This window comes from Cupriavidus sp. KK10 (assembly GCF_018223725.1).
Classification (GTDB): Bacteria; Pseudomonadota; Gammaproteobacteria; order Burkholderiales; family Burkholderiaceae; genus Cupriavidus; species Cupriavidus necator.
On the sequence record NZ_CP073678.1, the window covers coordinates 133400 to 146469 of the forward strand.

Annotated in this window: 13 protein-coding genes and 1 pseudogene; 4 read left to right on the forward strand and 10 right to left on the reverse strand. The window is 60.5% G+C overall.

Annotation, left to right across the window (positions count from 1 at the left end):
* Window positions 1-175: 175 nt before the first annotated feature.
* Together KB879_RS31810 and KB879_RS31815 are read right to left on the reverse strand one after the other, a co-directional pair.
* The gene (locus KB879_RS31810; protein ID WP_116386451.1) at window positions 176-1150 is read right to left on the reverse strand and encodes an IS5 family transposase; all 975 of its coding nucleotides are present in this window, start codon (window positions 1148-1150) and stop codon (window positions 176-178) included.
* 63 nt (window positions 1151-1213) lie between these two features.
* Window positions 1214-2104, reverse strand: a complete 891-nt coding sequence (locus KB879_RS31815) for an SOS response-associated peptidase family protein (protein ID WP_249221454.1) — start codon at window positions 2102-2104, stop codon at window positions 1214-1216.
* A gap of 316 nt (window positions 2105-2420) precedes the next feature.
* Here KB879_RS31815 and KB879_RS40510 point away from each other — a divergent pair, with 316 nt between their 5' ends.
* From KB879_RS40510 to KB879_RS31835, 4 genes are read left to right on the forward strand one after another with little or no spacing between them, the layout of a single operon-like run.
* Entirely contained in the window at window positions 2421-2522 is a 102-nt protein-coding gene (locus KB879_RS40510) for a hypothetical protein (protein WP_371827484.1), read from the forward strand.
* Window positions 2491-5013: a DNA ligase D gene (gene ligD / locus KB879_RS31825; RefSeq protein WP_211983416.1), complete on the forward strand. Its 2523-nt coding sequence runs from the start codon at window positions 2491-2493 to the stop codon at window positions 5011-5013. Before KB879_RS40510 ends, ligD begins: the two co-directional genes overlap by 32 nt.
* A 31-nt stretch (window positions 5014-5044) precedes the next feature.
* Window positions 5045-5938, forward strand: coding sequence for a Ku protein (locus KB879_RS31830; RefSeq protein ID WP_013959259.1), 894 nt, complete (start codon window positions 5045-5047; stop codon window positions 5936-5938).
* On the forward strand, window positions 5935-6750 hold the full coding sequence (locus KB879_RS31835) for a tetratricopeptide repeat protein (protein ID WP_013954363.1): 816 nt from the start codon (window positions 5935-5937) through the stop codon (window positions 6748-6750). The genes KB879_RS31830 and KB879_RS31835 overlap by 4 nt, the downstream gene beginning before the upstream one ends.
* Window positions 6751-7044: 294 nt before the next feature.
* On the opposite strand, the gene KB879_RS31840 is transcribed toward KB879_RS31835, so the two are convergent.
* The 8 genes and pseudogenes from KB879_RS31840 to KB879_RS31870 all read right to left on the reverse strand — a co-directional run bounded on the left by KB879_RS31840 (window position 7045) and on the right by KB879_RS31870 (window position 12607).
* Window positions 7045-8598 carry an IS66-like element IS883 family transposase gene (locus KB879_RS31840; RefSeq protein WP_211983344.1) on the reverse strand — a complete coding sequence of 518 codons (1554 nt, stop codon included), beginning with the start codon at window positions 8596-8598 and terminating at the stop codon, window positions 7045-7047.
* A 30-nt stretch (window positions 8599-8628) separates the two neighbouring features.
* On the reverse strand, window positions 8629-8976 hold the full coding sequence (tnpB, locus tag KB879_RS31845) for an IS66 family insertion sequence element accessory protein TnpB (protein WP_011154074.1): 348 nt from the start codon (window positions 8974-8976) through the stop codon (window positions 8629-8631).
* Window positions 8973-9383, reverse strand: a complete 411-nt coding sequence (locus tag KB879_RS31850; protein ID WP_051068932.1) for a transposase — start codon at window positions 9381-9383, stop codon at window positions 8973-8975. Before KB879_RS31850 ends, tnpB begins: the two co-directional genes overlap by 4 nt.
* Before the next feature lie 231 nt (window positions 9384-9614).
* Window positions 9615-9924: pseudogene (locus KB879_RS31855) on the reverse strand (DNA-binding protein); the annotation flags it as partial.
* Between the two features lie 65 nt (window positions 9925-9989).
* A complete protein-coding gene (locus tag KB879_RS31860) occupies window positions 9990-10223 on the reverse strand; it encodes a hypothetical protein (protein ID WP_211983418.1) in 234 nt (77 codons plus the stop codon).
* Between the two features lie 520 nt (window positions 10224-10743).
* Complete coding sequence (locus tag KB879_RS39645) at window positions 10744-11133, reverse strand: hypothetical protein (RefSeq protein ID WP_249221455.1); 390 nt, start codon at window positions 11131-11133, stop codon at window positions 10744-10746.
* The gene (locus KB879_RS39650; RefSeq protein ID WP_249221456.1) at window positions 11130-11354 is read right to left on the reverse strand and encodes a hypothetical protein; all 225 of its coding nucleotides are present in this window, start codon (window positions 11352-11354) and stop codon (window positions 11130-11132) included. Before KB879_RS39650 ends, KB879_RS39645 begins: the two co-directional genes overlap by 4 nt.
* A 926-nt stretch (window positions 11355-12280) precedes the next feature.
* A complete protein-coding gene (locus tag KB879_RS31870; RefSeq protein ID WP_211983420.1) occupies window positions 12281-12607 on the reverse strand; it encodes a hypothetical protein in 327 nt (108 codons plus the stop codon).
* Window positions 12608-13070 lie beyond the last annotated feature (463 nt).

Consider the following 13070-nt stretch of genomic DNA (forward strand, 5'->3'; position numbering starts at 1 on the left):
CGGCCAAGTTCTTCGCGTCGGGATTTAAGGCTACGCTGAATAAGCTGCTGATTTTTTGTGGAGCGGTTCGACGCGGAGCCTATTCGCTTTGAAAAATGGCTCTGATGACGAGATTTTGGCTTGCTGCGCCCCCCAACGGGGTGTGTTGGCGAGGCGCTCGCCCCGCACTCGCCCTTTATGGGCGGACTGCTCCCATCAGATGTCCTCGGCTCAGGTAAAGATTGGCCAGCGCCAGGGCCGTGAAGGCCCGGCCGGCATTCTTTTTCAGGCCGCGGTAGCGGACTTTGGTGAAACCCCACAGGCGCTTGACCACGGCAAAGACATGTTCGACCCGGGCACGGATCTTCGATTTGTTTCGGTTCTTCCCGCGTTGCACCTCGTCAATCTGGCCGTTCTTGCGGGTACGCTGATTGGTGAAGTCCTTGGCGTGGGGAGCTTTCGATGCGATCAGCTCCTGCTGACTGGCGTAGGCACTATCACCATAGACGCGCTGTTCCTGCCCATGCAGTAACTGGGGTAGCGCATGCTTGTCGTGGACATTGGCCGGCGTCACGACTGCCGAATGGGCCAACCCACTCTGGCTGTCCACGCCGATGTGCAGCTTCATCCCAAAGAACCACTGTTGTCCTTTCCGGGTCTGATGCATCTCGGGGTCGCGCGCCTTCTTTTCGTTCTTCGTCGAACTGGGGGCACCGATGATCGTGGCATCCACAATGGTGCCGGTTTTCAGTTTCACGCCGCTGGCTTGCAGGATCCGGCCTACCTCAGCGAATAGCCGCTCCGCAAGCTGGTGCTTTTCTAACAGGCGGCGAAACTTCAGCAGCGTGGTGGCATCCGGCACAGGTTCACGACCCAGGTCAATCCCAACGAAGCGGCGCAGGCTGGCGCTGTCATACAGCGCCTCTTCGCAGGCCAGATCCGCCAGGTTGAACCAGTGCTGCAAAAAGTGGATGCGCAGCATCCGCTCCAGGCCAATGGGCGGCCGGCCGTTGCCGGCCTTCGGATAGTACGGCTCGATCACCGCGCACAACGCCGCCCACGGCACGATCGTCTCCATCGTCGCCAGAAATGCCTCACGTCGCGTCGGCTTACGGTATTGCTCGAATCCAGCCCCTTGATCTGCACCCGCTGCCAACGTCATCTGCTTCATGTTCTTCTCTTTGCGCTCTTGATCCCTCACATAACGCTCTTCCTCATGAAGCGGAGGACTTAATCAGCATTGCCTTAACCAGGCTTCCACATGCTCGGGCTTGACTGGCACGATACAACGATCATGCCCTGCGGCCGACACCTCAGCGGGCGGCTCGTCGGTAATGGCAGCGAAGGAATAGAGCTCGGCCTCGCCCTCTCCTCCTTTGCTAAACGACCATAGACACGCCACCAGCATGTCCTGCCGCGGCTCGGGCCTGAACTCCAAAACTACGTTCTCTTCCGGCTCGCCAGGCGCCAGCTCTCGCTGCTCCATCCGATGCCGTGCGACATTTTCGTAGAAAGCATTGACGATCATGATGCCGTGTTTATAGCCGTATAGCTGTCGCCATGCCTTCTTCAAATTGTCGCGTCTTGCATTGTATGAACCAAGTTTCTGGCGCTCCATCGCCGGCGTCCACCCCGGCAGCCTGCACTGATAGCGCATCGGAATCACAACCCGCTGGCCGTCCTGCACCACCATCACAGGCGCGTAATGCCCCGGGGAAATACGCGAGTCCCGATCCATCAAATCGGCTCGCTGCAGGTCGGCAAGATTGCGCTGTGCCCTCGCGATCTTGTCAGTCGCGATGCGCTGATCGTTCTCCGCCTTCTTCGTCGGCTTGGCTGCCAATGCGCGCTCCGCGGCCGTCAGCCGGGTCTTCTGCTGGAACAGCTCCGTTTCCAACGCTCTCGCCTGATCTTTGTCACCCGCCGCCACAAGGTCGGCGACAGCGCGCTCCTTGTCGCTGGCGGCGGAAAGGAATGCGGCACGCATTGCCTTAGGCAGCTTGGACCAGCCGCCGTCTCTGCGCTTCTCCCAGAAAAGCTCGACAAAATGCTCAAAACTGACGGAGGCCCCGAATTCCCGAACGTACTTCCGATAGCTGGCGTGAATCTGCGCGGAATAGCACATCGCTGTCACCGTGGCGTTGTGGCTGAAGAAGCCATTCTAGTGGCGTCGGCCTGACCCTGCAGGGGCACCCCCTTCTTGAAAATGGGTGAGCACGCCGGTTGCACGGCAGGCCTTCCGAGCATACCTGTCAGACGCCGCCTTCTATATCGCATTGAGATAGCGGCCTAGACTGCAGCAATATGGCAACCCGAGGAGCCGACATGTCAAATGTTCATGTGGTGCCAAGCGGCGACCAACGGAAGGTTGAAGTGGAGGTGGCGCAGAGGACACTCCCACATTCGACAGCTAGGACGCAGCGATTAGCTCCGGGACGACGCTGGCAAAAAGACAGCAGGCCGAGCTGATCGTCCATGGAAGGGAAGTAGCGATCCGGATGCGAAACGCCTATGGCAATGACCCCAGGGACGTCAAAGGCTAGAGCTCGCACTGCAGAGCGATTGCCCAACCTCGACCGCTATCAGAAGAAGCGCAACTTCAGCGTCACTTCAGAGCCGGCGGGAACACGACAGCGGCTCCAACAGGCCAATCCGTTACGCTTCGTGGTCCAGAAGCATTGGGCACGGCGGCTGCACTACGACTTCCGGCTTGAACTCGATGGTGTGCTGCTCAGTTGGGCAGTGCCCAAGGGCCCTAGCTACGATCCCAGCGAAAAGCGCATCGCGGTCCATGTGGAGGACCACCCGCTCGACTATGCCAATTTTGAGGGAGAGATCCCGGCCAAACAGTATGGCGCCGGCTCGGTGATCGTCTGGGATCGTGGCACGTGGGAGCCAATCGGCGATCCGCATGAAGGTATGGCCGCAGGCAAGTTGCTCTTCGACCTGTATGGAGAAAAGCTGGCAGGCCGTTGGGAACTGGTACGCATCGCCAAGCCCGGTGACCAATCAGAACAGTGGATCCTGTTCAAGAAGCGAGATGCCTGGGCGCGACCACTGGCGGAGTTCGACGTGTTGGCAGCTTTGCCGGATAGCGTCATCGCAAAGCCACTGGGTACGCTGACTCAGACGTCACAGGGCTCAACCGAAATGGCTTCCGATTCCGCCATCACGGACGCCCCGCTCGCCCCCTTGCCGGCTAAGCTCGGGCCACAGCTTGCGAACCCGGCACCCGCACTTCCGACTGGTACCGGGTGGGTCATCGAAACCAAGTTCGACGGCTATCGCATCCTGGCCAGGATCTCCGACGCCCGGGTGACGCTCTTTACCCGCAATGGGCATGACTGGACCCGGATGCTGCGTTCGCTGGCCGCGGAGATCGAGAAGCTCGACATCTCGGAAGGCTGGCTGGACGGCGAGATCGTCGTGCTGCGCGATGGCATGCCAGATTTCAATGCCTTGCAGAACGCCATCGACGGGCATCGCAGCGACGCAATCGTCTTCTTCGCCTTCGATCTACCCTTCTGGGAAGGCCGGGATTTGCGCAACGTGCCCCTGGCCCAGCGTCGGGCTAAGCTGGCGGAGCTTGTCGGAGATCGCTCCGAACGCGTGCGCTTTAGCGAGGCCTTCGATGCCCCCCCGGCGCAGATCTTCCAGGCGGCGTGCCAGCTCGGTCTCGAAGGCTTGATGTTCAAGCGGGCGGACGCCTCCTATGTTTCCGCGCGCACGCAGACGTGGCTGAAGGCCAAATGCAAACTGCGTCAGGAGTTTGTGATTGGCGGGTTCTCGGACCGCAGTGGTGCGGCAGCCGAGGTAGGCAAGCTATTGCTTGGTGTGTATGCGCACAGGGAACTCCGTTACGTCGGCGGCGTTGGAACCGGCTGGGACAGCGCGACGGCGACAGAGCTCAGGAGGCGCTTGGCCGCCTTGGAGGTTGACCGAAGTCCCTTTTCGACGGAGGCGCATTCCAGCCGGCGATGGGGTGGAGGTCGAGAAGCCGCTGTGCGTTGGGTAAAACCCACCCTCGTTGCAGAAGTCGAGTTTTCCGATTGGACCCCTGAAGGCCAGGTGCGTCAAGCCTCGTTCAAAGGCCTGCGCGCCGATCATCCAGCTAAGTCGATCCGGCGAGAGGCGATCCAGACTACCGTGACGCCGCACGGTGTGAGCGCCATCAAGGTCACCAATCCGGACCGTGTCATCGACAAATCCACAGGGATCACGAAGGTCGAGTTGGTTCGCTACTACGAGAGCGTGGCGGAGCGGATGCTGCCCCACCTCAAAGATCGGCCGCTATCCTTGGTGCGCGCGCCGGATGGCATTGATGCGCCGACGTTCTTTCAGAAGCACGCGGAAACGGCGATGCCCGGCCTCACCGAGCAACCCCAATCCCTTTGGCCCGGCCATGCCGCATTACTCACTGCTGATTCGGCAGAAGCAATCGTCGCCGCTGCCCAGATGAATGCGGTTGAGTTTCATACGTGGAATTCGACAGCCCGCCACATAGCGTGTCCCGACCGAGTCATTTTCGACCTCGATCCTGGCGAAGGGATTGCATGGGAGACGATGGTCGAAGCCGCCATGCTGGTGCGCACGCTGCTGGATGAACTGGGGCTGCAGTCCTGGTTGAAAACGAGCGGTGGCAAGGGGCTGCACGTCGCCGTGCCACTGGCGCCGCAGCGTTCCTACGACGAAGTGAAGGCGTTTTCGCGGGCCGCCGTCAAGCACTTGGCGGCCACCCTGCCCCAGCGCTTCACCGCCCGCTCCGGGGCGGCCAACCGCAAGGGGCGGATTTTCGTGGATTATCTGCGCAACGGCTTCTCGCAAACCACCGCAGCCGCGTTCTCGGCGCGAGCGCGGCCAGGACTCGGTGTCTCCATGCCGGTGTCCTGGGAGCAGCTTACCAAGCTGAAAAGTGGCGCACAGTGGACTATCCGCGACGCCCGGGAATACCTCAGTTTCCAAGTGGCGGATCCCTGGCAGTCTTACTGGGAGGCACGCCAAAGTTTGACCGCCGCCATCGAACGATTAAGCTGAATGCTGGCGCATCTGTACTGTGGAGTATCCAATGCCTGCACGATCTCTCGCCTCTTTGTCCCTGTCGTTCGGCCTGGTGTCCATCCCCGTCAAGCTCTACACCGCCACCGAGACAAGTTCTGCCGTGCGCTTCAACTTACTGAGCAAAGACGGCGCGCGGCTGAAACAACAGTACGTTTCCGAGCAGACCCAAAAGGTTGTCGAGCGTGCAGACATGGTGAAGGGCTACGAGTTTGAGAAAGATCGCTTCGTGACGTTCTCCCCCGATGAACTCAAAGCCTTGGAAGAGAGCGCCAGCCACATGGTCGATATCGTTGCGTTCATTCCCGAGCACAGTGTGGATCCTCTGTATTACGACAAGGCGTACTTCATCGCTCCAGATAAGCGCGGCGGTAAGCCGTACAGCCTTCTACGCGAGGCCATGTCGAAGACCGGTCGCTGTGCCATTGCGAAGTGGGCCTCGAAAGGCAAATCGCATATCGTGCAGATCCGACCGGTCGAGGGCGGCCTGGTGTTCCAGCAACTGTTGTTCGCGGATGAAGTCCGCAACATCGCCGAACTGCATATCGAGGAAGTGGCAGTCTCAGATGCGGAGCTAAAGTTGGCGATGCAGCTTATCGAGCAAGCCTCGGAAGGCCAATACGATCCGGCCCAATACAAGGACGAGGAGAAGGTCAGGATTCTCGCCGCCATCGACGCGAAGATCGCCGGCAAGCAAATCGTATCGCCCGAACCGGTTGAAGTCACCGCTGGCGGGCAGGTCATCGATCTGATGGATGCACTTCGCGCGAGTCTGTCCAAGAAGGGAGCGCCCGCGGGCAGAGCGAAGGCCGCCGAGCCGTCAACTTCCCGCAGAGCCGGTAAGCGGGGCACAGCGCCTTCTGAGCCGACCCCGATCCGACGCAACACCAAAAAGTCGGCATGAACCACGGCGAAGGGTTGACCACGCGCGATTTGGAGACGCGCCTGGGCGCTTCGCGCCGGCTGATCTCCAGTCTGGTAGCGGCCGGGCTGGTCACTCCTGCACGAGGCCCACGCGGTCAGTACGTCTTCTCTTTCCAGGACGTGGTTCTGATTCGCACCGCCGAATCTCTGCACAGATCGAGCGTTGCGCCCGCACGGATTCTGCGGGCGCTGCGTCGTCTCGAACGGCTCACACCGAACCGGCACCTATCGGCGCTGCGAATCTCCGCAAGCAGCGGAAAAATATCGGCATGGGACCGGCACGGCGCGTGGCTTGTCGAGAGCGGCCAACGTCTGATCGAGTTCGGACCGGATGAAGCCGATGTGCGAGTCGTTGATCTAACGCGAACGCGTGCCAACCAAGCGACCGCCGAGGAAGCCTTTGCGCGAGGCTATGCACTTGAACCTGTCGACGCGGATGCGGCTGAAGCGGCGTACCGACGCGCCTTAGAGATCTCGCCAGGAATGCTGAACGCCTACCTGAACCTTGGGTGCATGTTGGCAGACCAAGAACGCTTCGACGAAGCCATCAGGCTCTATGAAGGGGCATTGTCAGTGCTTCCGAACGCGCCGCAGTTGCATTTCAACCTGGGGGTTGCACGCGAGGATGTCGGCGCCCTGCAGTCAGCTCTGGCGGCATATGAACGATGCATCGAACTTGCGCCTGATGATGCCGATGCCCACTACAACGCAGCGCGTTTGCATCAGGAGTTGGGCCACTTCCAGAATGCGCTGCGGCATTTCAACGCATTCCGGAAACTCGACCGTCCATAAAGCCACAAGTGGGTGGCCGCTCGATCAAGTGGTCACCAGCCCTCCTAGAGCGGACAATCGAGCGCGGCCAGCCGCGGCATTGGTGCCACGCCGTCATGAGCGACGGCGATGCCGTTCGGGCGGCATTTCTGGCTGGCCACCCCTCCAATGGGATGCCTTTCAAAATAACGTTTAGATCACTTAGAGAAAGAGATGCGTAGATCATTTTCACGCTTGAAAGTGATGGCTCCACTTTCCCATTGGTAAGCGGATCGCCAGCACCGTGGTTGACGACGAGACAGGAATGGTGCTGCTTTAGGCTTGCAACGCCAGTTGAGCGGCGACGTTCCACGGCAGAAGTTCGTCGATCCGATTGACGGGATGATCGGCGATGCGGGCCAAGACGTGACGCAGATAGGCCTCAGGATCGATGCCGTTGAGTTTGCAGGACCCGATGAGCGAGTACATTGCGGCCGCGCGCTCGCCGCCACTGTCAGCGCCGGCGAATAAAAAATTCTTCCGACCCAACGCGACACCGCGCAGCGCATTCTCCGCGATGTTGTTGTCTATCTCTGCCAGGCCATCATCACAGTAGTAGATTAGCGCTTGCCACTGGTTCAGCATGTAGTTGATGGCTTTGGTCGTTTCCGACTGCGTCGAGAGCGTCAATAGCCGCTCTCGCAACCACACTTCGAAGCTGTCCAGTAGGGGCCGGGATCTTTGCTGCCGCACCTGTTGACGCACGGCAGGTGGCTTACCCCGGATTTCCGCTTCGATGGCATAGAGCTCGCCGATCCGGCGTAACGCCTCCGTTGTGGTCGGCGTTGCCTTGCGGACATGCAGATCGTGCACCTTACGGCGCGCGTGGGCCATACAAGCTGCTTCGCGCACACTGCCATCGGTAAAAACAGCGTTGAAGCCCGCATACGCGTCTGCCTGAAGGATGCCTCGGAAGCCGGCCAGATGCGCTTGGGGATGTTGGCCCTGGCGATTTGGTGTGTAGGCGAACCAGACCGCAGGTGCAGCATCTGAACCCGATGCACGATCGTCCCGCACGTAAGCCCATAGTCTTCCCGTCTTGGTCTGTCCCTTACCTGGCGCAAGTACCGGCAGCGGTGTGTCGTCCGCGTGCACCTTGCCGGGCATCATCACGTATCGGTGCAAAGCCTCGACCAGGGGGCGTACCAGCGCACCGCAAGCGCCGACACCGCGAGCCATGGTCGTGCGGTCCAGCTCCACGCCCTGCCGGGCATAGATAGCGGCTTGGCGGTACAGTGGTTGATGATCAGCGTATTTGGCAACCAGTATGTGAGCGTGCAGCCCCGCCGTGGCAATGCCGCGCTCAATCGGCCGGCTTGGCGCCTCAGCCTGGACGATGCAATCACAACAGGCGCAGGCCTTCTTGCGCCGCACCTGCCGAATCACCCTGAATGAACTGCTGATGATATCGAGTTGCTCCGAGATGTCCTCGCCCAGCGGCTTGAGCTTACCGCCGCACTCTGGACAGGCTTCGGTCTCGGGCTCGAGAATGCGCTCCTCCCGCTCCAAGTGCTCCGGCAACGGCTTGCGTACCGCTTTCTTCCGGACAGGAGGGGTAGCCTGCGGATCGGCTTCGGTTTCGGCCGCACCTTCCTCGGCCAGCAGATCTTCCAGTCGGGTCTCGAGCTGTTCAATCTGTCGATCCAGTTTCTCGGACTTCTGGCCAAACTGCATCCGCCTCAGCTTTGAGATCTGCAGATTTAGCTGCTCGATCTCCATGGAGCGGACCGCCAAGGCCCGTTCCATGAGTGCGATCGATTCCCGCTGTGCCAACACCAAGGCCTTCAGGGCCTCAATGTCGTCGGGGAGATCGCTGGGGTCGATTGGCATGCGCGGCAGTTTACGCACATGGCGCAAGGTTTACAACACCGACAGTGGCGGCCAGGTGCGCTCGGGCTGCTTCCAGTTAATCCCCTCCAGCAGCATCGACAACTGCGCTTGCGTCAGGTGGATCTTGCCGCTGTCGGCCTGCGGCCAGACGAAACGTCCGCGCTCCAGGCGCTTCGAGAGCAAGCAAAGCCCATCGCCCGTTGACCACAACACCTTGATGACGTTGCCGCGCCTGCCGCGGAAGACGAAGACATGACCGGAGAACGGGCTCTCCTGCAGAGTCGCCTCCACCTTCGCTGCGAGCCCGTTGAATCCGCAGCGCATGTCGGTCACGCCTGCAGCGATCCAGATGCGTGTTCCCGCCGGCAACCCGATCATGGCGTCAAACGGTCCAGTACGGTACGCAACGTGGCCGGGTCGACTGCCCCTTCAATGCGAATCACCGCTCGGCCCAAACGGATCTCAATGGCGCCGTGCGGCGGCGTCGGCTCGCAAACCGCAGCGGCCGGACTCATTGGCATCGGACCGGGTGGCGAGCTTGGGTGTTCAACGGTCACCGGCAACAACACCGCGGCTTCATGGCGCTGCTCCATTCGATAGCGTCGGCGCCAGGTGAACAGCATGTTCGCGTTGATGCCGTGCTCGCGCGCCAATTTCGATACCGAGACACCCGGCTCACACGCGGCGGCTGCCAACCGCCGCTTGAATTCCTCGCTGTGGTTCGGCCGGCCTTTGCGACTGCCGGCGACTGGTTCTTCCTGTGACTGTGACAAAGTAGTTCCCATCACTATTTGGTGGGAACTACTTTGGCGCCACTCTACTGAACGGTACAGACGGTGCTGGCGACTCGCTTACCTTTCGGTGCTGATTGACACGGTTTCAGCAAGAAAACCGTTCTGTATCAACGAGTCGTGCAAAGAGCTTTTCGTGGAAAAGTCGGTGTGTGCAAATTGTTGATTTCAAAGAGGAATTCGCCCGCCGGCGTATCATTTTGCAGCTAAAGCACTATCGCCCCAAATAGCGCCCACCTCTACCCGAGCCGCAGCGGACTCGGCCGGGTCGCGTCGCGCTGGGCCTCAGTGGCGCTCGCGGCGTGGCGCGCCTCGGAGCACAGCCTGTCGAGCTCGCCAGTGGCCGCCTCGTTGGCCGCGTGCCAGATGGTCTGGACCGCCCCGACCGCGATTTCCTTCAACGAAGGTCGGGATGGTCGATGGTGACCCGCGTGCGCCTGCGCAGTTCTTGCCAGAACGCCTGCAGCACCTCGGCGGGTGTGGCCATGCTGCCCATTCGCACCAGGCTAGCGCTTTTGGCGGTGCGTGTGACACCAACTCAGCCAGGTCGGCATGTAGGTAGAAGCTCCCGCCCGCTCCGCGCCGACAGCTTCAATTGCCTTAATACTCGGCCGAGCGCTCAGCACTAAGATGCCATTTCCGTACCAGGGCGGCCGCCGCCGGCTGCGCTGCCAAGACTTGCTCCGCCTCGGGAAAGAACGCCACATCGTGATGCGCGAAGAAGCCCGGAATCACCTTGCCGGCCTGAGATTCGATCAGCTGCACTGTCAAGTGCAGCAATGTCCGGGATTCGCTCGTTCGCGCCTGCGTGACCACCACGTTGCTGTCTGCCATCACGCGTGGCGCAATCGTCTGGCTTTGCCAGCTCCTTTCCCGCCTGAAGTTGGGTGACTCTATCCCTTGCTTCTGGGCTTGCAGGGAGAAAACACAACTGTAACGCTAGGCTTCGATGGCGGAGCCGGAACTTCGTCGCCGGCCGGACGCAAACCAGCCGCCCTAGCCTCTTCAACCGCCTTCACGACCGCGCGGGAACAAGCTTCCTGAAACTTCTCGCTCATGATGTACTGGGTAAGTTTCGTCGCCATGCCGAATCCTCCTTCCCTGTCAGTCTACCGAACTCGGAACGCCTGTGCAGCGCACTATCTGCCAGGCAATTCCCATGTCGACGCGCCATCCGAGACCGATTGAGCCAAAAGATTATGTCCCCAAAACTCGCGGTTCGGATGGGAACTCGCCTGCCAGGCATGAGCGGTCGTATAGGGTTTATGCGCCTCTAATTTCTCAATTTGACATAGGTGGGGCTATGTCAAAAACACAGAGAAAAACGCAGCAAAAACAATGCATTGGCGGCGCATTACGGCTTGTCGATCTCCCAGAAGGCAGGCTCGGGCTTGCCTTCGAAACCCACGCGCATACCAGGACATTCGATGACGAGCCCTGACGATCGCGGGGCATCATTCTGGATCTTCACAGCTCGGGCTGGCGCAAGCGCCTCGCTTGGACTGCCTCCACTTTCCGTATGACAACCCCGTTCTATGCCGCAGTAGACCTTGGTTCCAATGCGTTTCGCATGATGATCGGCCGACCCGCGCCGATAGGCGTTAGCCATGTCATCAAAGAGGTGGCATCCTTCCGCGAGCCGGTCCGCCTCTCCCATGGCCTGCGCGGCTCGGAGTTGGACGACTCCTCGCTCGAGCGGAATCGCCTCGTGCCTGAGGTCGTGGAAATGGAGATCCTCAATCAAGAGGTTCCGGACCATACTGCGCCACGAGCTTTTGAATCCGTTGGCTTTGTACTTGAACACGCGCCCGGCGAGCTGCACACCTTGGGCCGCCAGAATGTCCCGGGCTCAAGCGTCAAAGGAACGTCTCGTTTGCTGCTGTTCTTTGTCTCCGGAAGATGGGCGATGCGGGCCTTCACGTTGATGTGCTCCCATCGCAGTGCCAACAACTGTCCCTGGCGCATTGCCGTCTCCAGCGCGAGCTGCACAATCGCCCGGACGTGCCTTGCTTTGCGCAGTACCGCATGATCTGACGTTCTTCCCGCGGCGAAAGGCGTCGGTCCCGACCTGGTGGAAGCTTCGGCTTGCGGACATGGGTTACGGGGTTGTCATCGCAGATTCCCCACTCGATCCGGCCGATGCGGAAAGCATCCGAGAGTAGCGCTAGATCCAACGGACGGTAGCTGGGGAAAGTGGTTTTTTGGTTCGAGGGTTGATTTCGGCTAGACGCTGATCGCGAAATGCCGCGACATCGACTGACGTGATCTCCCGCATTCGGAGGTCTGCAATGGGATATCGGGAGTAAAGGGCGCTGCGATAGACCTCTTGTGCGTACCCTTTCTTCAGAATACTAATGCGGTCGCGGTACATTGCGAGCGCTGCTCGCAAAGTGGGTTCTTCTGTGGTGCTCATTCCGTGTCGTCTGTGCCTCATGCGTCGATGCGTAAGTAACCACACCGTCACGTGTACAGGCACAGACAATTGTCGGAATTCGTGTCCTGGTCATGCCGTAGCCCACAGTCACCAGCTCGCTTGAAAAAGCCTATGGACAGCGGCAAGCCCCCGCTTCCGGCGAGGCCCGAGAGGAAGTCCCTGCAGCCAAGCATGGGCTGAGGCTTAGTGAGCGCGCCTCAGCATAGCTTTCATGCGGGTCGCCACGCCGCACGCGGCCCCGCGTGCAAAAACGGTGGGCCGCCCTCCCGCTGAGTCAGTACCACGTCGAGCCAGAAGCGTGTGCCGACCGGCCAGGCCGTGCGCATGGCGACTGAGCACCGTACCTTGAGCCCGCCGATATCCTGCCCGTCCAGCCTCTGATCCGGCAGGGCACGCACACGTACGCGCGCGTGGGAAGGCTCGCCAGGATTGCGATAGGTTTCAACGAGAATCTCCACTACGGGCCCTCCTTCACCCCATTCGTTGTCGATAGCGGGCGAGGATCCTCCGCATCGACCCAGTTGGCGGCCAGCGCAGCAGCGGCCCGCCGGGCGGCCGCCGGCACGTCGCCGGCCTGGACCGGTTCGCGGTGCTGCTGAGACATTGACTCCGCCACCATCTCGTCCCCGCAACGTTGGAATGAGATCCCGGTGGCCACCAGCAGGCGCAGGCAGTGGTCGCTGTCGTGTAGCGGCGCAAAGCCATCAAGGGGCTCGCGTACGCTGCCGTCCTCGTCCATGAAGGCAGCCAAGCCGGCGCGCAGGTTGAGGTCGTGATAGTTCATTGGTTCTTCGTGTGGTGGGAAAGCACTCACTAACGGTTGTCACGGGAGTCGGCTTAACGGCGTTGAGGCTTGGGGCGCGTTTTGGTGTCTGTTAGAGATACTTGCTCTTTGATTACAGCGACAACGTGGCCCATCATGCTCAACCATCCCGCCTTCTTCCAGGAGATCTCCGGCAAATGTGCTGAGGAGTGGGAGAACATCGGAGTGCCCGGCGGCATGAAGCCACGTGGCGCGAAGTCTGCAAATGCGAAACAGCCCCTGACAACATTTGTTGCGCGAATGCAACGGCATTGTGCGCATCGAAAGACATTGCACAAGGCGGCTTGGTGCGTCGCAGCAAATTGTGTATCGTGAAGTCTGTCTCCTCCACCACCTCGGTGGATTCCAACCCACGCATAACCTGCGTGGGTTTTTTTTGCCCTGAAGCCGGAACATCGTCAAAAGCCTGCCTGGTCTCGACGCG

What these genes read in the sequence shown, in the direction of transcription:
- KB879_RS31840 (WP_211983344.1), bottom strand. Translation starts at nt 8,598, where the DNA reads ATGCCAATCGACCCCAGCGATCTCCCCGACGACATTGAGGCCCTGAAG.
- ligD (WP_211983416.1), top strand. Translation starts at nt 2,491, where the DNA reads ATGGCAATGACCCCAGGGACGTCAAAGGCTAGAGCTCGCACTGCAGAG.
- KB879_RS39650 (WP_249221456.1), bottom strand. Translation starts at nt 11,354, where the DNA reads ATGCGCCAGGGACAGTTGTTGGCACTGCGATGGGAGCACATCAACGTG.
- KB879_RS31835 (WP_013954363.1), top strand. Translation starts at nt 5,935, where the DNA reads ATGAACCACGGCGAAGGGTTGACCACGCGCGATTTGGAGACGCGCCTG.
- KB879_RS31860 (WP_211983418.1), bottom strand. Translation starts at nt 10,223, where the DNA reads ATGGCAGACAGCAACGTGGTGGTCACGCAGGCGCGAACGAGCGAATCC.
- KB879_RS31870 (WP_211983420.1), bottom strand. Translation starts at nt 12,607, where the DNA reads ATGAACTATCACGACCTCAACCTGCGCGCCGGCTTGGCTGCCTTCATG.
- KB879_RS31850 (WP_051068932.1), bottom strand. Translation starts at nt 9,383, where the DNA reads ATGGGAACTACTTTGTCACAGTCACAGGAAGAACCAGTCGCCGGCAGT.
- KB879_RS31815 (WP_249221454.1), bottom strand. Translation starts at nt 2,104, where the DNA reads ATGTGCTATTCCGCGCAGATTCACGCCAGCTATCGGAAGTACGTTCGG.
- KB879_RS31830 (WP_013959259.1), top strand. Translation starts at nt 5,045, where the DNA reads ATGCCTGCACGATCTCTCGCCTCTTTGTCCCTGTCGTTCGGCCTGGTG.
- tnpB (WP_011154074.1), bottom strand. Translation starts at nt 8,976, where the DNA reads ATGATCGGGTTGCCGGCGGGAACACGCATCTGGATCGCTGCAGGCGTG.
- KB879_RS31810 (WP_116386451.1), bottom strand. Translation starts at nt 1,150, where the DNA reads ATGAAGCAGATGACGTTGGCAGCGGGTGCAGATCAAGGGGCTGGATTC.